Consider the following 26111-nt stretch of genomic DNA (forward strand, 5'->3'; position numbering starts at 1 on the left):
CACCTGCCACAGGCAGAGGGCACTGTCAAAGTCTTTGCGCAAGAGAGGTCGCGATATGGGAGAGCACGCATTGCCAGGGACGCCGCCGGTGCCGCTGAGGCTGCGCAAATCAGCCCGGGCACGGCGTATCAGTTTGCGAATTTCTCAGTTGGATGGGCGGGTTACGTTGACGTACCCAATTGGCGTGCCAGAGACCGAGGCCCTGAACTTTGCGCGCACGAAAGAAGAATGGATTCGGCAGCATCTTGAGGACCGGCCGGATATGGCCAAGGTTCAGTTTGGGCAAACGATTCCAATTGAAGGCGTTGATCGGCGAATCGTGCCTGCTGTTGGCCGGCGGGTTTTGCTGCAAGCAAACGAGGTCGCGGTTCCAGAGGGCGCAGAGGCGCGGCGGTTGGCGCGATTTCTTAAGGAATTGGCGCGGGACCGGCTAACCGGGGCGTGCGACGACTATGCGGCTATGCTGGGACGGCCTTATTCGACGCTGAGTCTGCGAGATACGCGGTCTCGTTGGGGTTCGTGCAGCTCGCATGGTGGGCTGATGTTCTCGTGGCGACTGATCCTGGCGCCACCTGAGGTATTGCACTATGTGGCGGCTCATGAGGTGGCGCATCTTGCCGAAATGAACCATTCGCCTGCGTTCTGGGCGCAGGTCGAGAAGATCTTTGGTCCCTATCAACACCCTCGCCGCTGGTTGCGCGACAACGGGGCGGAGCTGCATCGCTTTAGATTTGATGATAAGCCGAGTTGACCTCGCGTGATTTTGTGATCACATAAGCGCATGATGAACGCGCGCACCTCCGAGACCCAAACAGCCACGCATGACCGGGTGTATCGGGTCCTGCGATCTCGAATCATGCATGGAGAGATGGCGCCGGGTCAGGCACTGACCCTGCGCGGCATCGGCAAGGAATTCGGTGTTTCAATGACCCCTGCACGTGAGGCGGTGCGCCGTCTGGCTGCTGAAGGGGCGCTTTTCCTTTCTACATCGGGCCGTGTATCGACGCCGGAGCTGACAAATGACCGGATCGAGGAGTTGGCAGCGTTGCGGGCATTGTTAGAGGTCGAGCTGGCAAGCCGGGCTTTGCCGCGCGCGCATATCGCGCTGATCGATCGGTTGCAGAGCATCAACATGACCGTTGCCGAGATGGTGACCAAGCGAGACGCGGTTGGCTATATTCGGTCAAATCTGGAGTTTCACCGCACTTTGTATCTGCGCGCGCAAGCGCCTGCGATGCTTGCCATTGCCGAAACCGTCTGGTTGCAATTGGGACCAACAATGCGGGCGTTGTATGGGCGTCTGCGGCGCACTGAGCCCCCGCATTATCACAAGCTGATCATTGCTGCGCTAAAGGCCGGGGACGAGCCGGGTTTGCGGCTGGCGGTACGCTCGGATGTGACGCAGGGGTTGCGTTTGCTGGTGAGCTGAGCGGCTTCCCGCCGACATTGCATTGATGCCCTTCCTTTGCGCCACTCTACTGGCCTGAGAGGTTCTGCTGGGGTACTCTTGAGTCAAATCACAAACAAGAGCAGACCCCATCATGATTTCGCGCCGCGCCTTTTCTATTTGTCTTGGATCAACATTATTGGCTGCCTGCACGGGCGGCAGTGCTCCGACTCGAGCCCCTGCATCCCGGATGCGGGCAGTTCCGAACGCGGGTTGGGATGCCTGGGTTGCCGGGTTCAAGACCCGCGCCACATCGCAGGGAATCTCCCAGACTACACTCGATCAAGCGTTTCGCGGGGCAGGGTATTTGCCCGACGTGATCGAACGCGACCGCAATCAGGTCGAGTTCAAGCGCTCGCTCGAGGATTATCTGGCCATCGCCGCCTCGGACGAGCGGATCGAAACCGGTCAGCAGATGCTTCGCAAATACAACGGCACCCTGGCGCAGATCGAGGCACAATATGGCGTGGACAAGGAAGTTGTCGTGGCCGTGTGGGGTCTGGAAAGCCGTTATGGCGCGCGTCGCGGCGATGTGCCTGTGATCTCGGCCACTTCGACGCTGGCCTATGACGGGCGACGCGGTGCGTTTTTCGAAAAGCAATTGGTCGCGGCTCTGCGTATCTTGCAGGAAGGCGATACCACACCCGCCAACATGACCGGCAGCTGGGCCGGGGCGATGGGGCATACGCAGTTCATCCCGACCTCTTACCTCGCCTATGCGGTCGATTTCACAGGGGATGGACGGCGCGATATCTGGTCCGAGGATCCGACGGATTCGCTGGCCTCTACGGCGTCGTATCTCGCGCGCGCCGGTTGGGTTCGGGGCCAACCCTGGGGAGGAGAGGTCGGAACGGTTTCGGGTACACCCGTCGCCGTGTTGCAACCGCAGACACCGGGGCCGCGCATTGCCGTGTTCCGTAACTTTCAGGTCATCAAGCGATATAACAATTCAGATAGCTACGCGATTGGTGTGGGCCATCTGGCAGACAGGATCGCAGGTGGTGCGCCGTTTCAGGCCTCGTTCGGACCGGACGCAAATGGTCTGACGTTGGAGGACCGTAAAGAGTTGCAACGCCGTCTGACATCCGCCGGGCATGACACCAAAGGCGCGGATGGGGTGATTGGCAAGAACACCACATCCGCCATCAGCGCTTATCAAACCGCAAATGGCTTGCCTGTCACGGGTGAACCTTCGATTGGTTTGCTGCGCCGCTTGGGCGGCTGACGGTTACGCCGCCAGCCCTTTTGAACCGATATCCAGGAATTTCTGACGGCGGTCCTGAATCAGGGCCGCTGCATCTTTTCCGTCCAGCTCTTGCAGCATGGCGGCGATGGCAGAGCGTACGGCTTCAACGGCTGCCGGACGATCGCGATGCGCACCGCCCTTGGGCTCGGTGATAATACGGTCGCAGACGCCCAGCTTATAAAGGTCCTGGGCAGTCAAGCGCAGCGCTTCGGCGGCCTCACGCATCTTTTCTGCGTCTTTCCACAAGATCGACGCGCAGCCTTCGGGCGAGATCACCGAATAGACCGAGTGTTCCAGCATTGCGACGCGGTTTGCCGTGGCAAACGCCACAGCGCCGCCGGACCCACCTTCACCTATAATAACCGAGACCAAAGGCACGCCGATTTTCAGGCACATCTCGGTTGACCGCGCGATGGCTTCTGATTGGCCGCGTTCTTCGGCTCCTTTGCCGGGATAGGCCCCGGCTGTATCGATCAGTGTAATAACCGGCAGGCCGAAACGCCCGGCCATCTCCATAAGGCGAACGGCCTTACGATAACCTTCGGGGCGGGCCATGCCGAAATTGCGCTCAATCCGCGATTTGGTGTCAGAACCTTTTTCGTGCCCAATCACCATAACCGGCTGATCGTTGAATCGTGCAAGGCCACCGATCACGGCCAGATCGTCGGCAAAGTTGCGATCGCCTGCCAGCGGCGTAAACTCGGTGAACAGAGCGTCCACGTAATCATTGCAGTGCGGGCGTTCCGGGTGACGCGCCACCTGACATTTCCGCCAGGGGGTCAAATCGGCGTACAGCTCTTCCAGCAGCTTTGCGGCTTTTGCATCCAGCGCGGCGGCTTCTTCGGACACATCCATTTCTTCGTTGGTGCGGGCCAGCGCACGCAGCTCTTCAGCTTTGCCTTCAATCTCGGCCAGCGGTTTTTCGAAATCCAGATACTGGGTCATGACGCCTCTCAACGCGGAAGTTCCCTGCTATATGGCCTGACGTTGCCCGGGATGCAACTCAGCAAGATTTGTGGCTTCGCACTATGCGACCACGGTTGGGCAAGAAGAAGGAAGGATGACGATGGCCACTAGCTATGAAGATCGCGTGCTGCGCGTTTTGGCTTATATCCACGACAACCCTGCCGGGGACTTGTCGCTGGATGCGCTGGCCGACGTGGCAGCGATGTCCAGGTTTCACTGGCACCGGGTGTTTCGCGCTCTGACCGGTGAAACCTGTGCGCAGGCGGTGCGTCGCGTTCGTCTGCACCGAGCGGCCACTTGGCTTGTGTGCACGGATCGGCCGATCACGGATATTGCAGCGTCTGTGGGATATCCCAATCCAAGTTCTTTTGCGCGGGCATTTTCTGATGCCTATGGCGGCAGCCCTGCCGCCTTTCGTAAAGCGGGTCAATTTCACCCCGCGCAACCTGATTTTAAAACCGGAGGATATCCGATGCATCCTGTCACAACCCGAACAGAACCTGCCCGTCGTGTCGTCGCCTTGCCGCACAAAGGGGCTTATTCAGAGATCGGCAAAAGCTTTGAAGCTTTCGGAGCTTTGTGCGAGTCTCGCCAGCTTTGGCCGCAGGTTGGGCCAGTTCTGGCGTTATACTTCGATAGTCCCGATGATGTTCCCGAGGATCAATTGCGTAGTTACGCCGGGGCTGAATTCCGGGGTGCAACAACCCCTGAAGGGATGGAGGAGATGTCGATCGCCGGTGGCAAAACGGCTGTGTTGACTTACAAGGGGCCATACTCCGGAATTGCGGCTGCCTATCACAGCCTGTTTGGCAACTGGCTTCCAGACTCAGGTGAAGAACCTGCAGACGAGCCGTGTTACGAGATCTACCTCAATGACCCTCGCGAAAAAGCGCCGGATGATTTGCTGACCGAGATCTGCCTGCCCTTGAAGTGATCCAAAGCGTATCAGGCGGGGTCCGCTTGGGCCCTGTCTTAGCTCTTTTTTGTGGATCAAAAGAACCGATTCACCAGGCGGTGTTCTGCTGGCGGTTCAGGGTAAACCCGTCTTTCAATGGTCTGCTGCTCGGAAAGGATTCCTAAGGCTTCGTTTAATGCCAGATTGCCATGCGGCAAGGCCTAGGGTTCGGACCCAGGGTTAATCGCAACCGGTCTTGCAGTTCACTTTGAACTTTGTCGCGACACTTACAGTGCACTGCGCTGAGTTCGCTGACGGTACAGTTGGTTTCAATATGATATTTACGGGGCGTTTTTCATAAAACACAGCACAAGGGTGCATCTTCATTGAACCTCTTGTTGGTGTTGCAAAACTTCGGGTTTGCTTCACTGAGTTGTGATTCACATCTGCAACAATCGCGTGAATGCTGCAATTCCGTCTCTTTTCCGCCGAAATCTGTGCTGATAAGCGTTTATCTAAATGTTGGGGCGGTAAAAAGTGCGAGTGGGCAGATGAGAGCCGGAGCAAACGGTCAAATAGCCATTTCTTGGAACCAGACAGAGCTTGATGAGCTTGAGGCACCGCCTTTGGCTTTTTTGGTCGTCGGGGCAGCATGGTCCTGGCGTGGTCAGGCCGTTTTTCTGAGCGAGAGTATCGAGCAGATTGTTGAACGATCTGGAAGTGTCGGAAGAACCGCTTCTTCGACGAAGGATCGCTTTGCAGTCATTCGGGATATCACTGGGGACATGTGTGGCACTGTCGTGTTGACCAATGGCGCGCAAAGGTTCAGTGCGGATCTGGTCGTTCAGGAGGGTGATATTGATCCGACATTTGTCTTCACGAATGGATGCCCCCCACGGGACCAGGCCTTTTGGGTGAGCGAAGTGAGCGAGTTCGTCGCCTCGGCCTTTGTGCAGCCCGAGCCTGACACTACGGTTGTAAGCTTTCCCCGTCAGGCCCTGTCGCGGCACAGCTGATCCCAAGCGCGAACCAACTTCCTGTCGTCTTTTCCTGACGGGTCCGCGTCGGCGTGTTTTAGTGCCGCTCCTTTTCGTGATTCAATTCGCTTATTGACTCTGCCAATCCTGCGGATATAAGCGCGGCTTCATTGGTGTTGGTGGCCCCCGCAAGGGGAAGCCTGTCATGGGGGAAACCTCAAGAGGACAACGCCCTTCATAGTGGCCCTTTGGGCCTCGACCTGAACGAAGGAGATCAGCCGTGACCAAACGCACGTCTGCCAAGTACAAAATTGACCGCCGGATGGGCGAAAACATCTGGGGTCGTCCGAAATCCCCGGTCAACCGTCGCGAATACGGCCCCGGCCAGCACGGACAGCGCCGCAAGGGCAAACTGTCGGACTTCGGTCTGCAGCTGCGCGCCAAGCAAAAGCTCAAAGGCTACTATGGCGACCTGACCGAGAAGCAGTTCCGCCGCATCTATGCCGAAGCCGTACGTGTGAACGGCGACACCGGTGAAAACCTGATCGGTCTGCTGGAGCGCCGCCTGGACGCTGTCGTTTATCGTGCCAAGTTTGTTGCGACCGTCTTTGCTGCTCGTCAGTTCGTCAACCACGGTCACGTCAAAGTAAACGGCAAGCGGGTCAACATCCCGTCCTACCGTGTCAAAGAAGGTGACGTGATCGAAGTGCGTGACAAATCCAAGCAACTGGCCGTTGTTCTGGAAGCGGCCGCACTGGCAGAGCGTGATGTTCCGGATTACATCGACGCGGATCACTCGAAAATGACCGCCACTTTCGTGCGCGCACCTGGTCTGGGCGATGTGCCTTACCCGGTTGTTATGGAGCCGAACCTGGTCGTCGAATTCTACGCGAAGAACTAATCTTCGCCGACATACAGATTTCCAAGGCCGCGCAAGTTGCGCGGCCTTTTTTATGCAGCGTTTTGCGTTCCAATGTCTTGCCTTGGGGAAACACCAAACTTGCGGGAATACTCCCGGCTGAATTGAGTGGGGCTTTCATATCCCACGTCAAACGCCGCTTGCGATACGCTTACCGCGCCGTGTGATAAAATCCGCCGTGCTTCGAGCAACTTGAGGTCTTTTTGATATTGCAGCGGAGATTTGGCCGTCACCGATTTAAAATGCGCGTGAAAGGCTGAAACGCTCATCCCAGCGGTTTGCGCAAGGTCAGACACCGGTAGTGAGGTTCGAAAACCTGAGCGGATAACGTCAATCACCCGCGCGATTCGACTGGCGGGGCTGTCGCGCCATAGCATTTGCCGCAGCATTCCACCGTGATCCGCTTGTAGCAGTCTGTAATGAACTTCGCGGCTGATCATCGGGGCTAAAATCTGCGTGTCCATCGCGTTCTGACTGGCGCGAAACAGGCGGGTCATGGCATCGATTAGATCAGGTGTGGCTTTGGACGCAGCAAGGCTTTGTGCCATTTCGGGCGCTGCCGGTGCAGAGCCGACTTCATCATACAATCCACGAAGGATGGACAAGTTGAGTGAGAAGACAAGCCCGACATACGGTTTCTGCCGGCTCGCTTCGGTAACAGCGGCCAATACCGGGATGGAATGACTGACGATCAAAGAGTCGCCTGCTCCGAATTGGACAAGCCGATCTCCGATGTGTGTTTCCTTCTTACCTTGTAGAACTAGGCAGACGATGGGTTCATAAACCTGCGCCTCAATGGGTTTAGTTCTGATGTCATGTAACAGGCCGAACCCATCCAGTTTGGTCGTGTAGAACGGTTCACTTTCTGACTGTTCGTGTACGGCTTTGCAAATATCGGTGATCAGATCAAACGTCATGCTGTAGCGCCTTTTGGTTATGCCCAGCATAGTTTGTGGGGCGTGTTCGCACCATTGAAAATCCGAAGCTTTGGAGAATCAGGCAGAAGTTGAGGAGGATCCGGCAGGTATTTCGCGGTGCGCAAAGTTATTTGTCTCTCAGGCTTATCATTGCGGAGAAAGACCATGGCACAGACCATCCTCATCACCGGCGCGTCGTCTGGTATCGGCAAAGTCACGGCAGAACTGTTTCAGAAACAAGGTTGGAACGTCATCGCCACCATGCGCAGCCCGGAAAAGGAAACCGAGCTATCGCAGTTGGAAAACGTTCTGGTCACCCGTCTGGACGTAACCGACGAAGCTTCGATCACAACGGCCGTTGCAAACGGGATCGCGCGGTTCGGCCAGATCGATGTTCTGCTGAACAATGCAGGGTATGGGGCCTACGGGCCGTTGGAGGCGTTCCCGATGGACCGCATTCGTCGGCAATTTGACACCAACGTCATCGGTCTGCTGGCCGTAACCAAAGCGGTATTGCCGCACATGCGGGCGAACGGCTCTGGCTGCATCGTCAACATCTCATCCATCGGTGGACAGATCACCTTCCCGCTTGGGGCGCTGTATCACGGCACGAAGTTCGCAGTCGAAGGTCTGTCAGAGTCGCTGCATTACGAACTCGCTGCGGCTGGCATCAAGGTCAAGATTGTCGAGCCCGGGCTGATCGCCACAGATTTCGGCGGCCGCTCGTTCGACTTCGTCAATGATGAATCCATGACGGAATACCAGCCGGTGGTCCAGGCCTTGTTCGGCGCCTGGGGTTCAGAAGAGATGGCATCGCGCACCTCACCGCCCAGCGTTGTGGCCGACGTGATCTGGGATGCAGTGACCGAGGGGACTGACACATTGCGGTATCGCGCGGGCGAGGATGCGGTCGAATACCTCGACAACCGCAAGGCACTGGACGATGCCACCTTCATCGGTGGAATGAAAACGATGCTCGGGCTGGCCTGAGGTCTAAATCGGCAGCGGTCGCCCTTCGGCGATCGCTTCCATCGCGAAATACGAGGTCACACTGTCCAGTTCGACCTTTTCGATCAGGCGTTGGTAGACCTTGTCGTAAGACGCCATATCTTCGGTGACGACTTTCAGTTGGTAATCGTAATCGCCGCCGATGCGATGAAAATCCACGACTTCTGGGATGGTCAGAACATGGCTGCGAAACGCCTGAAGCCATTCGGCCGAATGATGCCGCGTGCGCAGCATGACAAAGACCGCTAAGCTCAGCCCTAGTTTCTCGCGCGCGATACGAGCGGTGGATCCAATCAGGACGCCATCTTCGTTGAGGGCCTTCAATCGCCGCCAGCAGGCATTTTGAGAAAGACCAACGCGATCTGCCAATTCCCGTTGGGATAGGGTGGCGTCCTTTTGCAGTTCTTTCAGAATGCGCGTGTCAATTTGATCTAATTTTGAAGTCATACTTGATCATATGACACAAAATATTCGAAATCTACGCAAAGATAGGTGAAGTTTCCCCGGTGCGAATAAATCACATTGGTTGGGCACTTAGGAGCCCATGCCATGACCCTGTCCAAATTTCGTGCGGATCTTTGTTCGACCACTCACAATTCCAACCTGCGCGACGGACTTATCGGAGAAAATGTTCTGATCCCGGGCCTGCTTGGGGACGTACCGCTTGTCTATGCGGATTACGTCGCTTCGGGCCGTGCATTGCGGCAGGTCGAAGACTATGTCGCGCAGCATGTGTTGCCGTTCTACGCGAACAGCCATACCGAGGCCTCCTACTGCGGTTCCTACATGACACGTCTGCGTCGCGAAGCACGCGATGAGATAGCCCGCCTTGTTGGCGCGAGGGGAGAGGACACGGTGATCTTTACCGGGTCCGGTGCCACGGCGGGGCTCAACCGGTTGGTCAGTTTGATGGGAGTGGAAGAGGCTGACCAGCCGGTTGTTTTGATCGGGCCATACGAGCATCATTCAAACATCTTGCCCTGGCGCGAGAGCAAGGCGCAGGTGATCGAAATCCCCGAGGCACGGGGTGGGGGTGTTGATCTGAACGCATTGCAAAATGCGTTGCAATCACATGCGGACGCTGACCTGTTGATCGGGTCGTTTTCTGCCGCATCTAATGTGACGGGCATTATTACTGACCCAGATCCGGTGACGCGATTGCTCAAGGCGCATGGGGCTTTGGCCGTGTGGGACTATGCCGGCGGCGGGCCGTATCTGCCGATGGATATGGGTCCGGCGGATGCGCGCAAAGACGCCATCGTGGTTTCTCCGCATAAGTTCCCCGGTGGTCCGGGCGCGTCAGGCATTTTGATCGTGAATCAATCGGCCGTTCAAAGAAATTGCCCCAGCTGGCCCGGCGGTGGCACGGTCAGTTTTGTATCGCCATGGCGCCACGATTACAGCGCCGATCTGTCAACTCGCGAAGAGGCCGGAACGCCCAACGTGATCGGAGACATACGCGCGGCACTGGCGTTCATCGTGAAGGATGTCGTCGGAACAGAGGAAATTGCCGGGCGCGAAGCGCAATTCAACCAGATGGCTCTGGAAGGTTGGCAGGACAACCCGCACCTGACTTTGCTTGGGGTCGATAACCCGCATCGCTTGCCAATCTTCTCGTTTCTTGTTCGCGACAATGCTGGACAACCGGTGCATCAGCAGCTGTTCACCCGGATGCTCAGCGACATCTATGGTATTCAGGCGCGCGGTGGCTGTGCCTGCGCGGGACCATATGCGCATCGTTTGTTGGGGATAGATCGCGCCATGTCCGAGGAGTTGCATGCGGATTTGTCGGCCGGAGAAGAGATGAAGAAGCCCGGTTGGGTGCGCTTGAATTTCTCGTATCTGATGGACGAGGAAACGGTTCAGTTCATTATCGACAGCGTCAATGACTTGTCCCGCCGAACCGAAGAGTTCGCGCCCTTTTACAACGCCGACCCGGCAACCGCGCGCTTCAAAGCCGCATGATGGATTTGCCGCTTTTCTCAACCCGTTGAGACAGGTATGAGAGGCCCATTCAACGGAGCCTCTCAATGACCAAGATCACCCCTCAACCCGGCATTATGGACATCGCGCTCTATCAGGGCGGCCAGTCGCATGTGGCCGGGGTGGAACACGTGATCAAGCTGAGCTCGAACGAAAACCCGTTTGGGCCAAGCCCCAAGGCGATTGAGGCGGTACGCGACAGCGCGGCAACTTTGCATCGTTATCCCAGCACTGACCACGCAAGCCTGCGCGCAGCAATCGGCGCGCGCCACGGGCTGGACCCGGCGCGGATCATCTGCGGTGTCGGCAGTGACGAGGTGCTGCAATTCATCGCTCAGGCTTATGCGGGCCCGGGGGATGAGGTGATTTACACCGAGCACGGGTTCTCGATGTACCCAATCATCGCCCGCATGGCGGGTGCGACGCCGGTCATGGTAGCCGAGCGTGACCGCAAGGTGGATGTGGATGCCATTCTGTCTGCAGTGACGGGGCAAACGCGGATCGTGTTTGTCACCAACCCGGGCAACCCGACCTCAACCATGATCTCGAATGACGAACTGGAACGGCTTGCACAGGGTCTGCCTGACACCTGCTTGATAGTTCTGGACGGGGCCTATGCCGAGTTTGTGGACGGGTTCGACGGCGGTGCGTCGCTGGTCGATGCCCATGAGAATGTCATCATGACCCGTACCTTTTCAAAAGTGTACGGGCTGGGTGGAATGCGGGTTGGCTGGGGCTATGCGCATCAATCGATCATCGACGTGCTGAACCGGGTACGCCAACCGTTCAACCTTTCACTGACTGCCTTGGCTGCGGCTGAGGCTGCGGTGAACGATGTCGAGTTTCTGTCCTTTTGCCAATCTGAAAACGCGCGTCTGCGTGTGTTTCTGGCGGATGAGCTGGACAAGGTCGATGTGCCCTCGGACCCGTCCTGTACCAACTTCATCCTCGCACGTTTCGCAGACAGGGCCGAGGCCGAAGCCTGCGACGACTACCTCAAATCGCAGGGTTTGATTGTCCGTCGTGTTGCAGGCTACAACCTGCCAAACGCCCTGCGGATTACCGTGGGCGACGAAGAAGCCTGCCGCCGTGTCGTTGCGGCGATTACTGCATTTAAGAAGGGCGCAGCATGAGCCAGATATACGACCGTGTTGCGCTTATCGGGCTGGGCCTGATTGCTTCGTCCATGTTCTGGGCGATCAAACGGGCAGGGCTGGCCGGGGAAGTCACGGGTTATGCCCGGTCCGAGGCCACTCGGGACACCGCGCGCAGAATAGGGCTGTGCGACCGCGTTTGCGATACCGCGCAAGAAGCCGTTGAGGGCGCCGATCTGGTTGTCCTCTGTGTCCCGGTCGGGGCGATGGGGGCTGTCGCAGAAGAGATTGCACCCGTTTTGAAATCCGGCGCGACGGTGTCGGATGTCGGTTCGGTCAAGCGCAACGTGATCGACGCTGTGCAGCCGCACATCCCCGAAACCGTGCATTTTATCCCGGCACACCCGTTGGCAGGTACCGAACATTCCGGCCCGGAATCTGGTTTTGCAGAACTGTTTGACAACCGCTGGTGCCTGTTGGTCCCGGTCGAGAACTCGGACCCCGAGGCGATTGCCCGCCTACGTGCGTTGTGGGAAGGCATGGGGTCAAACGTCGATGAGATGGATGCAGATCACCATGATCTGGTGTTGGCCGTGACCTCTCATGCGCCGCACCTGATTGCCTATACAATGGTTGGCGTGGCAGACGATCTGCGACGCGTAACCGACAGTGAGGTCATAAAATATTCGGCCGCCGGTTTCCGGGACTTCACCCGCATCGCAGCATCCGACCCGACCATGTGGCGGGATGTTTTCCTGTCCAACAAGGATGCCACGCTGGAAATTCTGGGCCGCTTCACCGAAGAGCTGTTTGCCCTGCAACGCGCCATCCGAACCGGTGACGGAGAACATTTGTTTGACTACTTTACCCGGACGCGTGCTATTCGTCGCGGCATTATCGATGCGGGGCAGGATACGGATGCTCCGGATTTTGGGCGCGGGAAGTCAAGTACATGAAGCTAAGCTGGGGGCACGTTCTGATCGGAGTCCTGGCCTTAACGGCCATGACATCGCAGGCTGCGCCTCTGGATCGGTCCTTGGTGCCTTTGACGCGTCCGGCGTTGGGGCAGGTCGCGAAAACCGACGGTGCTCAACCAACATTGCGACCTGTATCACGCCCGGTTTCGCCACAGGTTACAGCTGCGGTGGTGCGTCCGTCGGAGGTGCCGCTTAGACCCTTGATGCGCCCCGAATGGCTGGAACAAGAGGTGCTGTTCAAGAAGCGCAAGCTGCGCAAAAGCTCGGTCTGCGGTGATATTGCCATTCAGGGCAAGCCAGTGGGTCGGGTCGGAAGTAAGAATTCAGCTTGTGGCGTCAAAGACGCAGTGCAGATCACTTCTGTCTCGGGTGTGGCGCTCAGCCGTCCTTCGACCATGGACTGTGGCACCGCGATCGCACTGAACAAATGGGTTGATAAAACAGTCAAACCCACTTTTAAGCGCCGTGGCCCTGTGGTTGAGCTACAAGTGGCTGCCCATTACGCGTGCCGAACCCGCAACAACCGCAAGGGTGCTCGGATTTCCGAGCATGGCAAGGGTCGGGCAATTGACATCTCGGGGTTCACGATGGCCGATGGCGAGGTGGTGACAGTACTGAAAGGCTGGCGCAAGAACCCCTCGCAAAAGCAACTCAAGAAGATCTGGCGCGGCGCGTGCGGCCCGTTTGGCACCGTTCTGGGGCCGAATTCAGACCGCTATCACAAGGATCATTTCCATCTGGACACAGCCCGCTATCGCAGTGGCACTTACTGCCGCTAGCGCAAGATCAGGCGAGGGGCAGGCCCCAAGGGCAATGGTCCAAGTGCTACAAATCCGTCGCGGAAATTCAGCTGCAAGTCCAGTGCATTAGGGTTCCCCCCCAACCCAGCCATAAAGTTGAGCGCGCGCGTAACCGGATCTACGGCCTGATCGGGTAGGGCACCCGCCGCATTTGCCATGGCGATCATGTCCCGCCAGTTTTCTGCCTTGACCGCTATCTCTCCTGTTGGAATTCCTTGCTCATCCACATCCAATGCGCCGGTGGCGAATAACCTGAGCCCACCCCACTTGGCCTCGGCGAGCTTAAGGTCGATCCTGACCGGCTGAGGTCGACCCTGTTCCAGCGCGGACCGGTCCCAGGGTTTGCTGAAGGTCGCGACCATGTCCAGTTCAAGTGTGTCAAAAGCTTGCGGCAGCGAGGCGGCGGACTTCATCAGATCACGCAGCTCATCGCCAGGGGCAAATCCATCCACGCGCACAGCCATGTTATAGGCTTCGGGTGTGGCGGTTTGCTCCATCAGCAGTTCCAGGGTTCCACCCGCGGCCAAAGCCTGCGCGTTCTCGGTAATGGACCATGGGCCTGCGGTCAGTGCCATTTTTTCCAGAACCAACGCTACGCCCGGCCGCAACTGCAATTGCGCTTGCAACGCATCTGCTTCGATCGTTGCGGTCTGATCGAAATATGACAGGCGCTGCGGTGTATCGGCAAAGCGCAGGATCTGACGTCCGGGCCAGATCGCAGGGCTTTCGAACTCAATCCAGTCCGCGCTCCATGCGGTACCCGTTACCGGATCCGCTAGGGCGGGATTGTTCAGCCGTGTCATGTGATGGGTCGGGTAGCCCGCTGTCTCAACCTCCGAGAACTCCGCTTGCCAGCCCAGCTCCTGCTGTTGGTCGAACCAGCCGGTGATGGCATTGCGCAGCCCAAATCCGGCGATGAACCAATAGATGCTCCACAGAGCGGCTATAAAGATGAACACTCGTAATAGACGGCGCATGAGCTTTGGCCCTTTTTCCTGCCTCGGATTTGATGTTTATAGGCCGAAACAGGCAAGGACCAGTGCAATGACGATGTGGGTATTCGGATATGGATCGCTGCTGTGGAATCCGGGCTTTCCGGTGGCGCGCAGCGAACGCGCAACGTTGCACGGGTTTGCCCGATCCTTCTGCATGAGCTCGATCCACCACCGCGGGACCGAGGAAAAACCGGGTCTGGTGCTGGCGCTGGACGAGCAGGTAAACGCAAATTGCACGGGTTTGGCCCTGGCGGTTGAGGCTGGCCACGAAGAGCGTACCCTGCACGAATTGCGCGAACGCGAACTGATTTCGTCGGCCTATGTCGAGCGGATGCTGGATGTGCATCTGGAAACCGGAGACATCGTCAATGCCGTCACCTATGTGATCGATGCAGACCACGTCCAGTATTGCGGTGGGATGCCATTAGAGGATCAGGCCCAGATCATCGCCAACGCGATTGGTGGGCGCGGTCCCAACGACGAATACCTGTACAATACCGCCGAACATTTGGCCGAGATCGGTCTGCGCGACTCCGATCTTGAGTGGTTGGCGCAACGGGTGCGCAGCATCACCGCATAAACTCTTGGCGTAACCCGCGGAATTTCGCTAGATTCATCGCAGAGCAGGCAAAGACCGGGAACCACGCGCATGGCGCAGGCACATCAGGGCGCGAGACCCCATTTCTCGCATCCAACACGACAAATCCTGTTGATGTTGATGGCAATCGGCCTGTCCGGGCTGGGTGTGTTTCTGGCGCTGCCCTACGTGCTGCCGGTATTCTTCGCCAATCCGTATCTGAATGGCTTTATCCTGCTGGTATTCCTGATCGGCGTTTTTGCGTGTTTCTATCAGGTGACACAGCTGATTGGGTCTGTGCGCTGGATCGAAGCCTTTGTGGGGGGTGTTGTTCGAGAAGACGCCCGTACACCGCAGCTGTTGGCCCCTTTGGCATCACTATTGCGCGAGCGCGGTGCCCGGTCTCAGATCAGTTCTACCTCGACCAGATCCATTCTGGATTCCGTGGCGGAGCGGGTCGAGGAAGAGCGAGAAATTACCCGCTATATCACCAACGTCCTGATCTATTTGGGTCTTTTGGGCACATTCTTTGGTTTGGCGACAACCGTTCCGGCCATCGTTGACACCATCCGAAGCCTGAACCCGCAGGAGGGCGAAGAAGGTCTGGCCGTCTTCAACCGTCTGATGACCGGGCTTGAGGCACAGTTGCAGGGTATGGGTGTTGCGTTTGGTTCGTCCTTGCTGGGCTTGGCCGGGTCTCTGATCGTCGGTCTGCTCGAAGTGTTTGCCGGACACGGGCAGAACAGGTTTTATCGTGAACTCGAAGAATGGCTGTCTTCGATTACGCGCGTTGGCTTTGCAGGCGGTGAGGAAGGCGGAGCCGAGATCGCTGTGCTCGCGCCGGTCTTAGATGCCATGTCCGAACAGATGGACGCCCTGCAGGATTTGTTCTCAGCCCAGGAAAGTGATCGGGCAGAGGTTTCGGCTAAGCTAGGTCAACTGGTCGATGTGATCGGTGAGATGAACAATCGTCAGGCCAATAGCGAAAGTGTCACCTCGGCTTTGGAGCGTGTTGCGCTTGGGCAGGATGCGCTGCTGGATCACATGCGTGAACACGGCGCAGGTGAGGGTATCGACGCGGAAAGCCGAATGCGGCTTCGTTCAATGGACGTTCAGTTGCTGCGTATTCTCGAAGAGATTTCGGCGGGTCGACAGGAAAGCATGAACGAATTCCGTAAGGATATCGAACTTCTGGTCAAGGCACTGACTCTGCCGCGCGGCGCAGTACGCACCACGCCGGAAGGAGAGTAACCCATGGCGCTGTCCCGCCGCACCGGTCAACGGTTCCAGGGCTCGGTCTGGCCTGGATTCGTGGATGCGATGACGGGTCTGTTGATGGTGCTGACTTTTGTCCTGACCATCTTCATGGTGATCCAGTTCGTATTGCGCGAAACCATCTCGGGGCAAGAAGATGAACTGACCTCGTTGGCGGATGAAGTTGCGGCGCTTGCAGGTGCTTTGGGTCTGGAGGAGCGTGAGAACAGCCGCTTGCAGGCGCGACTTGGGGCGTTGAACACAACCTTATCGCAGGCCGAAGACGATCTGGCCCAGGCACAATCTCTGATCGCCTCGCTGACCACCGAGCGTGACCGACAGGCCGCGGCTTTGGATCAGGCGCAGACGAGGATCACAAATTTCGAAGCACAGGTTGCCGCCCTATTGGCCGAACAGGAACAGGCACTGGGCGATATCGCGGCGCTGGAGACGCAGCGTGAGCAATTGCTGACCGAGCAAGAGGCCCTGAACCTCGCTCTGGCCCAAAGCCGTGAAGAAATTGATGCGCAAACCGAAGCCGCCCGGCTGGCGGCCGCCCGCCGTGAGGCGCTGGAAGCACTGGTTGCCGATCTTGAGCAAAGTGGTGAGGAACGTGCCGCGCAAATCACGTCCCTTGAACAGCAACTGAGCGATGAAGAAGCCGCCCGCCTGGCCGAAGCCGCCGCCGCTGAGGCGTTGCGCAATCGCCTGCAAGATGCCGATGCGGAACTAACCGCCATGACGTTGGCATTGGAAGCGCAACGCCAAGAGGCCGAAGACACGTTGACCCTGCTGGCCGCCGCACAAGCCGCGCAGGCCGAACTGGAAAGCCGGTTCGGTGACGTGAATCCTGATGAGTTAAGGGCCCAGCTTGAAGCCGCTTTGCAGGCACAGACGCAAGCACAGGCAGATGCCGATGAACAACGAACGCTGGCTGAACAGCGTCAGGCGTTGCTGGCTTTGGCGGAATCGACGCTTTCGGATGAGAAAGAAATCTCGGCCGAGGCGCAGCGCGAAGCGGTATTGCTGAACCAACAAATCGCCGCCCTGCGCGGGCAGTTGGGGTCGTTACAGGCATTGCTCGACGATTTTGAAGAGCGGAATGAGGCCGCAGAGATTCAGATTCAAACTTTGGGGCAGGATCTGAACGCGGCGCTGGCCCGTGCCGCATCTGAAGAACGCCGCCGCCGCCTGTTGGAAGAAGCCGAACGCCTGCGCCTTGAGGCCGAGGCCGAGGCGTTGGCCGGTCAGAACGAGGAATTGGCGGCGCAAGCGGAAGACCTGCAACGTTATCGCTCGGAGTTCTTTGGCCGCTTGCGGGATGTTCTTGGCGATCAGGAAGGTGTGCGGATCGAAGGTGACCGGTTTGTGTTCTCGTCCGAAGTTCTGTTCCCGACAGGGTCGGCCGTGCTGTCCGCTGAAGGGCGGCAGGAGGTAGCCAAGGTCGCCAACATCCTGCGTAGCGTTGCCGCTGAGATTCCGACCGGTCTAAACTGGGTGATCCGCGTTGACGGTCACACCGACAACGTCCCGCTGGCCGGAAGTGGCCGATACCGCGACAACTGGGAACTCAGCCAGGGCCGTGCGTTGTCGGTTGTGCGTTACATGGTTGATGCGCTGGGCATCCCGCCGAACCGTCTGGCCGCCAACGGGTTTGGTGAGTTCCAGCCGGTCAATCCGGCTGACACGCCCGAAGCCCGTGCGCAGAATCGCCGGATCGAATTAAAACTGACCGAGCGTTGATCTTTTCGGTCACTGTCTGTGACGGGCCTTTATGAACGGATTTTAATCGTCAGCCAGATGAAATTCAGCCGATGCAACCTATGTCATAACCATAGGTTGATTGGAGCGGTTTGTGAGAGACAAGGCAACGGATGTACACATTGCAATTGATCACGCTTTGCGAGCGCCCTATCAGCGTGTGACCCTGTGCCAAACCCCACAGGGACGCAGTTTTTGGCTAAAGCGTGTCGAACGTTTCGCACCCCATCTCTGGCTGGTGAAGGGAAAGCCTGAAAACGCGTTTGATCGAGACCGGTCATCTCATCGGTTTTTGTGGAACTTCGGCGCGCCTGTCCCCAGAATTGTGGCTGAGAGCAAAGAGTACATCGCCGTCGAAGACGCCGGGGCCAGCCTGACCAGGCTTTGCGCAGATATGTCCATCACCATGGCAGAAAAACTCAGGGCGTGCCGGGCCGCTGGCCAAGCGCTTGCGCGGCTTCACGCGATGGGTTTCGCCCATGGACGCCCGGCATTTCGGGATATGTGCTGGGATGGGCGGCAGATGCGATTCATCGATTTTGAGTATTTTGTGCCCACGAAGGCCGGACGATTGCGCAAGGCCCGCGATTTGGGCATTGCGGTCCTGTCCGCCCTGACCCAAGGCCGCACCGCGCCACGTTATGCCTTTTGCATCCTTGCCGCTTACTATGAGGCTTGGGGCAGGAAGCCAAAGTCTTTGCCAGTGCTATTCCCGGTGCCGGTGCGAAGCGGTCAATCCCGCCTTCGCTAGAGACAGAAAACGGAACCTTTTCCGCGCAAGCACCTGACAGGTGCAATGTGCCTAACCTCTACCAAACTTAAAGCTTTGATCCGGTGTGCCCATGAAGCACCGAGGCACAAAGGGGTAATCCTGGGTCAGGAAATAGGCGTAGGTCCCGTTTGGATACTCTGCTGAAACTGTGACGGTTCCGTTGCATTGGTCCAAATGTCCTTGGCCCTCAACATATTCGTAATCTTCGTTGAAAGTGCCGTCATATCGCCCGTTCGGTTCGCGGCCACCCGGACTGTTTCCGGGCTTCAGGCGATAGGACGATTTCATTTCAGTCTCTTTCCCATCGACTGCACCGGTCATCGCATAGATCGGAAAACCATCAGCGGCGTATCCAACCAATGGTGAATGCTCTGAAGCTGACCATTCCAAAAGCTCGATCAGCCCGGTTGGTACGCCGTGATAGTGATACTTTCCGTTCGGCTGCACATGGGCATAATTGGCATCCAGTCCCAGGAAAATGGAGCCAACCAAAGCATTGTAGGACCATCCGGAGTTTGGGTCGCCATGCCAGAACTCGGCCGCCAGCGGGTCAAACGCGATCCCGTTAAGGGATACGCCAAAGTTCCACCCCGTGCGCAGAGGCGTGACCGTGCCCTTGGTCATGGGGGGGCTGTAAGCCTGAGCCTGACCTTCTGCGTTTCGATCTGATGCGGGTTGCCGCTGTTCGGAAACTGTCCGACCAGATGATCGGGAATTCCGTTACCCGTCACTTTGATCTTGCTACCTGTCTCCCTCACCGATGCGCTGTTTTCCCCGGGGTCCACAGTGGCCGGCACTAATCTGAGAGGCTCAGCGCTCGTTTCATCGTGGTAGCGAAACCTGTGCTGAGCCGTCGCAATGGCAGCGATTACCGAAACGGCAAAGGCAGTGGCCCACACAACTGAAGTCTTGCTCATGTATCCACCTCTGATTTTGATCGTAGAGGATTACACGCTGCAAAACCCCGGTTCCGTCGAAGTTGCTTTGAAACACCAGAAAAAACCCGGCGATTTATGTCGCCGGGTTTCGAAATTAAGATCAGTTTTCAGGTCAATCCGCCGTCAACAACGGAGGTTTGTCACCCGGAATGCGTCGCTGATCCGGGCCCAGAATCTCAAGATCCAGTTCGCCCTTTTTGACCGAGACACGAACCACACCACCCTTAGCCAGCTTACCGAACAGCAGTTCTTCGGCCAGAGGCTTCTTGATGTGTTCCTGAATGACGCGGCCAAGCGGACGCGCACCCATCTTATCGTCATAGCCCTTGTCAGCCAGCCATTCAGCGGCTTTGGGCGTCAGATCGATGGTCACGCCGCGATCCAACAGCTGTGCTTCAAGCTGTAGGACGAACTTCTCGACCACTTGCAAGATGACCTCTTTCGGAAGCGGCGCGAAAGAGATCACTGCATCCAGACGGTTACGGAATTCCGGTGTAAACGTACGCTCGATCGCGGCGGTATCTTCGCCCTCGCGACGGTCGCGTCCGAAACCGATGGCCGCTTTGGCCTGTTCCTGTGCGCCCGCGTTCGAGGTCATGATCAGAACCACGTTCCGGAAGTTCACCGTGCGTCCATTGTGATCCGTCAGCTCACCGTGGTCCATAACCTGCAACAGGATGTTGAACACATCAGGGTGGGCTTTCTCGATCTCATCAAGCAGCAGCACACAATGTGGATGCTGGTCGACACCGTCAGTCAGCAGACCGCCCTGATCAAACCCAACATAACCCGGAGGTGCACCGATCAGGCGGCTGACTGCGTGTTTCTCCATGTATTCCGACATGTCGAAGCGCAGCAGTTCTACGCCCAGCGTGTCCGCCAGTTGTTTCGCAACTTCGGTTTTACCCACACCTGTTGGACCCGCGAACAGGTAGTTGCCGATGGGCTTTTCAGGCTCACGCAGACCCGCACGGGCCAGCTTGATTGCACTGGACAGCGCCACAATGGCATCATCCTGACCAAAGACTACACGTTTGAGCGAGGTTTCGAGGTCCTTCAGAACCTCGGCATCGTCCTTGGTGACATTCTTGGGTGGGATGCGGGCGATCTTGGCAACAACTGCCTCAATCTCTTTAACCCCGATGGTTTTGCGGCGTTTGCTTTCGGCTACCAGATGCTGCGCCGCGCCCGCCTCATCTATCACGTCGATGGCTTTGTCGGGCAGCTTGCGATCGTTGATATAACGTGCCGAAAGCTCGACGGCGGTTTTGATCGCGTCGGCGGTATACTTGATCTCGTGATGCTCTTCGAAATAGGGTTTCAGGCCGCGCAAAATCTTGACGCTGTCCTCGACCGAAGGTTCATTCACGTCGATCTTCTGGAACCGGCGGCTCAGTGCGCGGTCTTTTTCGAAATGCTGACGAAACTCCTTGTAAGTGGTCGAACCCATGGTGCGCAGTTTGCCGCCCTGAAGCGCGGGCTTCAGCAGGTTCGAGGCATCCATCGCCCCGCCCGAAGTAGCTCCGGCACCGATCACGGTATGAATCTCGTCAATAAACAGTACGGCGTCGGGATGATCCTCCAACTCGGTGACAACCGCTTTCAAGCGCTCTTCGAAGTCACCGCGATAGCGGGTTCCGGCCAGCAGCGCGCCCATGTCCAGCGAATAGATAGTGGTATTGGCTAGCACATCAGGCGCTTCTCCGGCCACGATTTTGTGGGCCAGACCTTCTGCGATGGCGGTTTTGCCAACGCCCGGATCACCCACCAGCAGCGGGTTGTTCTTGCGGCGGCGGCACAGCACCTGGATGCAGCGTTCCACCTCATCCGAGCGCCCGATGAGCGGATCGACGTCTCCAGCACGCGACTTCGCGTTCAGATCGACGCAGTATTTCCCCAGCGCGCTTTCTTTTTGTTCGGTTTCGCCGGATGTGGTATGTGCGTCTTCTTCCACCTGATCCGCACCCGAAACCGAGCGGCTTTCGCCAAAAGCGGGATCCTTGGCCACGCCATGGGCGATGAAATTGACCGCGTCGTAACGGGTCATGTCCTGTTCTTGCAGGAAATAGGCGGCATTGCTTTCGCGTTCTGCGAAAATGGCAACCAGTACGTTGGCGCCGGTCACTTCGGTCCGGCCCGAGCTTTGTACATGAATCGCGGCGCGCTGAATTACGCGCTGGAACGCAGCCGTTGGAACAGCTTCTGACCCGTCGATATCCGTGACCAGATTCGAAAGATCCTCGTCAATGAATTCCACCAAGGTGCTGCGCAGCTCGTCCAGATCGACGCTACACGCTTTCATGACGCGCACCGCATCGGGTTCTTCCAGAAGCGCCAGCAGCAGATGCTCTAGCGTTGCAAATTCATGACGCCGTTCATTCGCAGCCGCCAAGGCCGCGTGGATGGCTTGTTCCAGTGTGCTCGAGAATGAAGGCACGCGGGTGCTCCTCTGTCTTGGGTCAGAAGGGGGCGGGCTTGCGGCCGGAACCCCAATCCAACCATGTCCTCATACTATTAGAGTTTGGTTGATCGGCGTCCGGCTTCAAGGGTTTTCTTTCACTTGACAGTCACATTTGTTGTGACCGTGACCGTGAAGAGGGTCAAATAGGCATCAGAACCGGTCTTTTCTACCCCGGATTTCCGCAAAAACGGCCTCGGGACGCGCGCCTGTCATGCCTAAATGGGCTTGAATCGCCGGGTCAGCAGCCCTCAGAAACGGATTTGTTGCCTTTTCCAGCGCCAGAATCGACGGGACAGTGGCTTCTCCGGCGGCACGCGCCCGTTCAATATCCGCGATGCGCGCCTTCAGGTCAGGGTTGTCCGGATCAACGGTAATGGCAAATTTAGCGTTGGATTGTGTATATTCATGTCCAGAGCAGACCAAAGTGTCATCGGGCAGGGCGGCCAGTTTACTTAAAGATGCCCACATCTGGTCCGGTGTGCCCTCGAAAAGACGACCACAGCCCAGCGCCATGAGACTGTCGGCGGTAAATACCGCAGCACTTTGAGGCATGTAGTATGCGACATGCCCCACAGTGTGGCCGGATACATCCAGAACCTGAACTTGTTCCCCTCCGATTTCAAAGCTGTCGCCCTCGACCACCTGTAGATCCAGCGACGGCAAGCGATGGGCATCCGCCGCGGCTCCGACAACCTGTGCAGGGTGTTTTTCCAGAATGCCTGATAGCCCGTCGACGTGATCCCAGTGGTGATGGGTCAAAAGCACATGTGAAAGCGTCCATCCTTTTTCATCCAGCGCCTGCAGAATCGGTGCAGCTTCGGGGGCGTCGATCAGCGCGGTCTGGCCGCTCGTGGCGTCGTGGGCCAGAAAGGCGTAATTGTCGCTCAGGCATGGGATTGTAACGATCTCAAGAGGCATGGCTTTTTGCCCTTTCATTGCTAGACTGCGCCCAGCTAAGCCGATTGACCGGATGTCCGCAATGCATCTTGATGTGCAGGATCTGAGGAACTTTTACTATCGAAGCACGTTGGGGCGTGCGGCGCAGGCGGCCATTCGCGGGCGTTTGATAGAGCTTTGGCCCGAGGCCAAGGGGCAGACAGTGGCCGGATTCGGCTTTGCTGTGCCGTTGTTGCGCCCGTACCTGGCAGATGCGCGCCGCGTCATCGGGCTGATGCCTGGCCCGCAGGGCGTCATGCCCTGGCCTGCGGGAATGCCCAATGTGTCTGTTCTGACCGAAGAAACGCTTTGGCCGATTGAAACCGGTCACGTGGACAAGCTTGTTGTGATGCATGGGCTGGAAACGTCAGAGAGGCCAAACCAGCTGTTGGATGAATGCTGGCGCGTTCTGGGGCCCGGCGGGCGGGCTGTATTTATTGTTCCCAACAGAGGCGGTCTGTGGTCACGGACGGACAAAACGCCATTTGGCTTTGGGCGACCCTATTCCGCCACACAGTTGGAAAACCAGCTCAAGGCGCATCACTTTCTGCCCGAAACGCATTGTTCGGCTCTGTATCGACCGCCCTCGTTTCGCCGTTTCTGGCTGAAATCCGGCGGCCTGATTGAAAAAACCGGGCAACGTATTCCGACCGTCATGGCTGGGGGTGTGCTGATGGTTGAGGTCAGCAAACACATTCGCCCGCCCAGCGGCAGCGTGACTAAAGATGCGGTTAAAAAACCGATCAAGGCGCTGGACGGTTTGTTGAAACCTGCGTGACAATCGCTGGCCTTCCGAAGCGATAAAATTGCGCGAAAAAAGTCACAGGAATCGCAAAAACCTGCATATTCGTAACATTTTTCAACTGAGCTGATGGGTTCAAACCGTCGCACTTGAGCTAAGTGCATGAAAATCAACACTTTGTGGATAATTCTGTTACCGCTATAGCGTATTGCTTGGTTGGAACACCTCTGCTACATCCCCGGTGATTTTGATCCCCGGCCTTCTGGACGGGGTTTCTTCACGCCCCCGGGGTAGCTGCCGCAACGCGAATTCGGGGCCCAAAATATCGGAAGGGTGGACGTGTCCGAACCAGCTTCGATTTCCACAGGCATCGCCGAGCGCTATGCCACCGCGATCTTCGAGATCGCAAAAGAGAACAAAGACCTCGCAGGTCTGGAAACCGGCATCAATGATCTGGCAGCAGCACTGGGCGACAGTGCCGAGTTGCACGACCTGATTGCCTCGCCGCTGGTTTCCCGCGCCGAACAGGAAGGTGCGATCACCGCGATTGCAGATAAGATGGGCCTGAACGCGATTCTGCGCAACACGTTGGGTCTGATGGCGCAGAAGCGCCGTTTGTTCGTCGTACCGCAGCTGGTGCAGGTTCTGCGCGACATGCTGGCAGACGAGCGTGGCGAAGTGACCGCAGATGTTGCCTCGGCCAAAGCGCTGACCAAGACGCAAATGGAAAAACTGTCCAAGACGCTGTCCGAGCGCGTGGGCAAGACCGTGACTATCAATGCGACCGTGGATGAAAGCCTCATCGGCGGTCTAGTCGTTAAAGTGGGCTCGAAGATGATCGACAGTTCGATCCGTTCGAAGCTGAACTCCCTACAGAATGCAATGAAAGAGGTCGGATAAATGGGAATCCAAGCTGCAGAGATTTCTGCAATCCTGAAGGACCAGATCAAGAATTTTGGTCAGGAAGCCGAAGTGGCCGAGATCGGCCGCGTGCTGAGCGTCGGTGACGGGATTGCCCGTGTATACGGCCTGGACAATGTGCAAGCCGGTGAGATGGTCGAATTTCCCGGTGGCATCATGGGTATGGCCCTGAACCTGGAAAGCGACAACGTTGGTGTCGTTATCTTCGGTTCCGACCGTGACATCAAAGAAGGTGACACTGTTAAGCGCACCAACTCGATCGTGGACGTTCCGATTGGTGACGAGCTGCTGGGCCGTGTCGTTGACGGTCTGGGCAACCCGCTGGACGGCAAAGGCCCGATCAATGCTTCCAAGCGTGGTGTTGCCGACGTCAAAGCGCCCGGCATCATCCCGCGTAAATCGGTGCACGAGCCGATGGCAACCGGCCTGAAATCGGTTGACGCGATGATCCCGATTGGCCGTGGCCAGCGGGAACTGATCATTGGTGACCGTCAGACCGGTAAAACCGCTGTGGCTCTGGACACCATCCTGAACCAGAAGGTTTACAACGACGCAGCAGGCGACGACGAGTCGAAGAAACTGTACTGTGTTTACGTCGCGGTTGGTCAAAAGCGTTCGACCGTTGCGCAGCTGGTGAAGAAACTGGAAGAGTCCGGCGCGATTGAATACTCGATCGTTGTGGCCGCGACCGCGTCCGACCCGGCACCGATGCAGTTCCTTGCACCTTACGCCGCGACCGCGATGGCTGAATACTTCCGTGACAACGGCCGCCACGCTCTGATCATCTATGATGACTTGTCGAAGCAGGCTGTGTCCTATCGTCAGATGTCCCTGTTGCTGCGTCGTCCGCCCGGACGTGAAGCTTACCCGGGTGACGTTTTCTACCTCCACTCGCGCCTGCTGGAACGTTCGGCGAAGCTGAACGAAGACTTTGGTGCAGGTTCGCTGACCGCTCTGCCGGTTATCGAAACTCAGGGTGGTGACGTTTCGGCGTTTATTCCGACCAACGTGATCTCGATCACCGACGGTCAGATCTTCCTGGAAACCGAACTGTTCTATCAGGGCATTCGTCCCGCTGTGAACACCGGTCTGTCGGTTTCGCGTGTGGGCTCGTCGGCCCAGACCAACGCGATGAAATCGGTTGCTGGCCCGGTTAAGCTGGAACTGGCTCAGTACCGTGAAATGGCGGCCTTTGCCCAGTTTGGTTCGGACCTCGACGCCGCAACTCAGCAGCTGCTGAACCGTGGTGCGCGTCTGACCGAGCTGATGAAACAGCCGCAGTACTCGCCGCTGACCAACGCGGAAATCGTCTGCGTCATCTTCGCAGGTACCAACGGTTACCTCGACAAGATCGAAGTCTCGGATGTTGGCCGCTACGAAGCCGGTCTTCTGGCACACCTGCGTGGCAAACATGCGGACCTGCTGAAGTGGCTCACCGACGAAGATCCGAAGATCAAGGGTGACGCGTCCGAAAAGATCAAGGCAGCGATCGACGAATACGCCGCAACCTTCGCTTGATAGGAGG

General features: G+C 57.5%; 26 protein-coding genes. 18 read left to right on the forward strand and 8 right to left on the reverse strand.

Features of this window, described 5'->3' with window-relative positions:
• Positions 1-55: 55 nt before the first annotated feature.
• From GS630_RS17540 to GS630_RS17550, 3 genes are all read left to right on the forward strand, one after another.
• Positions 56-751, forward strand: coding sequence for a M48 family metallopeptidase (locus GS630_RS17540; protein ID WP_245223304.1), 696 nt, complete (start codon positions 56-58; stop codon positions 749-751).
• 33 nt (positions 752-784) lie between these two features.
• Positions 785-1429, forward strand: a complete 645-nt coding sequence (locus GS630_RS17545) for a GntR family transcriptional regulator (protein ID WP_371809081.1) — start codon at positions 785-787, stop codon at positions 1427-1429.
• A 112-nt stretch (positions 1430-1541) separates the two neighbouring features.
• Positions 1542-2672: a lytic murein transglycosylase gene (locus GS630_RS17550; protein WP_171619859.1), complete on the forward strand. Its 1131-nt coding sequence runs from the start codon at positions 1542-1544 to the stop codon at positions 2670-2672.
• A gap of 3 nt (positions 2673-2675) precedes the next feature.
• Here the strand turns inward: GS630_RS17550 and GS630_RS17555 are convergent, their stop codons facing one another.
• Positions 2676-3638, reverse strand: coding sequence for an acetyl-CoA carboxylase carboxyltransferase subunit alpha (locus GS630_RS17555; protein WP_171619857.1), 963 nt, complete (start codon positions 3636-3638; stop codon positions 2676-2678).
• Between the two features lie 121 nt (positions 3639-3759).
• Between GS630_RS17555 and GS630_RS17560 the strand changes: the two genes are divergently transcribed.
• The 3 genes from GS630_RS17560 (at position 3760) to rpsD (ending at position 6432) form a co-directional block, all read left to right on the forward strand.
• Positions 3760-4593 carry a GyrI-like domain-containing protein gene (locus GS630_RS17560; RefSeq protein ID WP_171619855.1) on the forward strand — a complete coding sequence of 278 codons (834 nt, stop codon included), beginning with the start codon at positions 3760-3762 and terminating at the stop codon, positions 4591-4593.
• Between the two features lie 512 nt (positions 4594-5105).
• Positions 5106-5570, forward strand: a complete 465-nt coding sequence (locus tag GS630_RS17565) for a hypothetical protein (RefSeq protein WP_171238362.1) — start codon at positions 5106-5108, stop codon at positions 5568-5570.
• A 241-nt stretch (positions 5571-5811) separates the two neighbouring features.
• Positions 5812-6432: a 30S ribosomal protein S4 gene (rpsD, locus tag GS630_RS17570; protein ID WP_058275494.1), complete on the forward strand. Its 621-nt coding sequence runs from the start codon at positions 5812-5814 to the stop codon at positions 6430-6432.
• A 50-nt stretch (positions 6433-6482) separates the two neighbouring features.
• Here rpsD and GS630_RS17575 read toward each other — a convergent pair whose 3' ends face one another.
• Positions 6483-7367 (reverse strand): AraC family transcriptional regulator, encoded by an 885-nt coding sequence (locus GS630_RS17575; RefSeq protein ID WP_171181306.1) that lies wholly within the window; start codon positions 7365-7367, stop codon positions 6483-6485.
• A gap of 165 nt (positions 7368-7532) precedes the next feature.
• Between GS630_RS17575 and GS630_RS17580 the strand changes: the two genes are divergently transcribed.
• Positions 7533-8357: an SDR family oxidoreductase gene (locus GS630_RS17580; protein WP_171238360.1), complete on the forward strand. Its 825-nt coding sequence runs from the start codon at positions 7533-7535 to the stop codon at positions 8355-8357.
• Positions 8358-8360: 3 nt separating this feature from the next.
• Here the strand turns inward: GS630_RS17580 and GS630_RS17585 are convergent, their stop codons facing one another.
• Positions 8361-8822 (reverse strand): Lrp/AsnC family transcriptional regulator, encoded by a 462-nt coding sequence (locus GS630_RS17585; protein WP_171619853.1) that lies wholly within the window; start codon positions 8820-8822, stop codon positions 8361-8363.
• Between the two features lie 102 nt (positions 8823-8924).
• Between GS630_RS17585 and GS630_RS17590 the strand changes: the two genes are divergently transcribed.
• The 4 genes from GS630_RS17590 (at position 8925) to GS630_RS17605 (ending at position 13208) form a co-directional block, all read left to right on the forward strand.
• Positions 8925-10340, forward strand: coding sequence for an aminotransferase class V-fold PLP-dependent enzyme (locus GS630_RS17590; protein WP_171238359.1), 1416 nt, complete (start codon positions 8925-8927; stop codon positions 10338-10340).
• Between the two features lie 65 nt (positions 10341-10405).
• The gene (gene hisC / locus GS630_RS17595; protein ID WP_171181315.1) at positions 10406-11491 is read left to right on the forward strand and encodes a histidinol-phosphate transaminase; all 1086 of its coding nucleotides are present in this window, start codon (positions 10406-10408) and stop codon (positions 11489-11491) included.
• A complete protein-coding gene (locus GS630_RS17600) occupies positions 11488-12408 on the forward strand; it encodes a prephenate/arogenate dehydrogenase family protein (RefSeq protein WP_171181317.1) in 921 nt (306 codons plus the stop codon). The genes hisC and GS630_RS17600 overlap by 4 nt, the downstream gene beginning before the upstream one ends.
• On the forward strand, positions 12405-13208 hold the full coding sequence (locus GS630_RS17605; protein ID WP_171181319.1) for an extensin family protein: 804 nt from the start codon (positions 12405-12407) through the stop codon (positions 13206-13208). The genes GS630_RS17600 and GS630_RS17605 overlap by 4 nt, the downstream gene beginning before the upstream one ends.
• Here the strand turns inward: GS630_RS17605 and GS630_RS17610 are convergent.
• Complete coding sequence (locus tag GS630_RS17610) at positions 13205-14206, reverse strand: DUF2125 domain-containing protein (RefSeq protein WP_171619851.1); 1002 nt, start codon at positions 14204-14206, stop codon at positions 13205-13207. The two genes, GS630_RS17605 and GS630_RS17610, sit on opposite strands and share 4 nt — an antisense overlap.
• A 67-nt stretch (positions 14207-14273) precedes the next feature.
• On the opposite strand from GS630_RS17610, the gene GS630_RS17615 reads away from it, so the two are divergent.
• From GS630_RS17615 to GS630_RS17630, 4 genes are all read left to right on the forward strand, one after another.
• Positions 14274-14804 (forward strand): gamma-glutamylcyclotransferase, encoded by a 531-nt coding sequence (locus GS630_RS17615; protein ID WP_171181333.1) that lies wholly within the window; start codon positions 14274-14276, stop codon positions 14802-14804.
• Positions 14805-14873: 69 nt separating this feature from the next.
• On the forward strand, positions 14874-16052 hold the full coding sequence (locus tag GS630_RS17620; protein ID WP_171181335.1) for a biopolymer transporter ExbB: 1179 nt from the start codon (positions 14874-14876) through the stop codon (positions 16050-16052).
• Positions 16053-16055: 3 nt separating this feature from the next.
• Complete coding sequence (locus GS630_RS17625) at positions 16056-17798, forward strand: peptidoglycan -binding protein (protein ID WP_171181337.1); 1743 nt, start codon at positions 16056-16058, stop codon at positions 17796-17798.
• A 112-nt stretch (positions 17799-17910) separates the two neighbouring features.
• The gene (locus GS630_RS17630) at positions 17911-18567 is read left to right on the forward strand and encodes a phosphotransferase (protein WP_171181340.1); all 657 of its coding nucleotides are present in this window, start codon (positions 17911-17913) and stop codon (positions 18565-18567) included.
• A 51-nt stretch (positions 18568-18618) separates the two neighbouring features.
• Here the strand turns inward: GS630_RS17630 and GS630_RS17635 are convergent, their stop codons facing one another.
• The 4 genes from GS630_RS17635 to gloB form a co-directional block, all read right to left on the reverse strand.
• Positions 18619-19212, reverse strand: coding sequence for a YHYH protein (locus tag GS630_RS17635; protein ID WP_171181342.1), 594 nt, complete (start codon positions 19210-19212; stop codon positions 18619-18621).
• Positions 19209-19505, reverse strand: coding sequence for a hypothetical protein (locus GS630_RS17640; RefSeq protein ID WP_171181344.1), 297 nt, complete (start codon positions 19503-19505; stop codon positions 19209-19211). The genes GS630_RS17635 and GS630_RS17640 overlap by 4 nt, the downstream gene beginning before the upstream one ends.
• A 133-nt stretch (positions 19506-19638) precedes the next feature.
• Positions 19639-21963, reverse strand: a complete 2325-nt coding sequence (gene clpA / locus GS630_RS17645; protein WP_171619849.1) for an ATP-dependent Clp protease ATP-binding subunit ClpA — start codon at positions 21961-21963, stop codon at positions 19639-19641.
• Positions 21964-22137: 174 nt separating this feature from the next.
• A complete protein-coding gene (gene gloB / locus GS630_RS17650; RefSeq protein WP_171620146.1) occupies positions 22138-22905 on the reverse strand; it encodes a hydroxyacylglutathione hydrolase in 768 nt (255 codons plus the stop codon).
• A gap of 61 nt (positions 22906-22966) precedes the next feature.
• Here gloB and GS630_RS17655 point away from each other — a divergent pair, with 61 nt between their 5' ends.
• From GS630_RS17655 to atpA, 3 genes are all read left to right on the forward strand, one after another.
• Entirely contained in the window at positions 22967-23701 is a 735-nt protein-coding gene (locus GS630_RS17655; RefSeq protein ID WP_171181412.1) for a class I SAM-dependent methyltransferase, read from the forward strand.
• A gap of 303 nt (positions 23702-24004) precedes the next feature.
• A complete protein-coding gene (locus GS630_RS17660; RefSeq protein ID WP_171181350.1) occupies positions 24005-24565 on the forward strand; it encodes a F0F1 ATP synthase subunit delta in 561 nt (186 codons plus the stop codon).
• Entirely contained in the window at positions 24566-26104 is a 1539-nt protein-coding gene (gene atpA, locus GS630_RS17665) for a F0F1 ATP synthase subunit alpha (RefSeq protein ID WP_171619847.1), read from the forward strand.
• The last annotated feature ends 7 nt before the right edge of the window (positions 26105-26111 follow it).

This window comes from Ruegeria sp. HKCCD7303 (genome assembly GCF_013111185.1).
GTDB lineage: Bacteria > Pseudomonadota > Alphaproteobacteria > Rhodobacterales > Rhodobacteraceae > Ruegeria.